The following is a 709-nucleotide window of genomic DNA, read 5'->3' on the forward strand; positions in this document are numbered from 1 at the left end:
CAGCAGCATCAGTGTAAGCACCGCAGGCACATACACAGCAACATGTATTAACAGTTGTGGCGAAAGTGGAGCGAGCAATGTAGTAACCATCACGACAGGTACGACTCCAGCAGCTCCAGTAATTTCATCGAACAAAACCAGCTTGTGTAATGCGGAAACGGCAACATTGACAGCGACAGGTTGTGCAGGTAGCTTGAAATGGAGTACGAATGCAACAGGCAGCAGCATCAGTGTAATCACCGCTGGAAGTTATACAGCGACATGTATCAACAGTTGTGGTGAAAGTGGAGTGAGCAATGTAGTAGTTATCACAACAGGCAGTAGCCCAGCAGCTCCAGTAATTTCAACGAACAAGAACAGCTTGTGTAATGCAGAAACGGCAACGTTGACAGCAACAGGTTGTACAGGAAGCTTGAAATGGAGTACAAATGCGACAGGCAGCAGCATCAGTGTAAGCACAGCAGGAAGTTATACAGCGACATGTAGCAACAGTTGTGGGGAAAGTGGAGTGAGCAATGTAGTAGTTATCACGACAGGTAGCAGCCCAGCAGCTCCAGTAATTTCAACGAACAAGAACAGCTTGTGTAATGCAGAAACGGCAACGTTGACAGCAACAGGTTGTACAGGAAGCTTGAAGTGGAGTACAAATGCGACAGGCAGCAGCATCAGTGTAAGTACAGCAGGCACATACACAGCAACATGTATCAAC

The 709-nt window shown here is 47.1% G+C and carries 1 pseudogene; it reads left to right on the plus strand.

The window, feature by feature from the left end:
• Positions 1-709, plus strand: a pseudogene (locus ABR854_RS25760) (hypothetical protein); the annotation flags it as partial.

Origin of the sequence: Emticicia sp. W12TSBA100-4 (assembly GCF_040253585.1) — a bacterium.
Taxonomy (GTDB): Bacteria; Bacteroidota; Bacteroidia; order Cytophagales; family Spirosomataceae; genus Emticicia.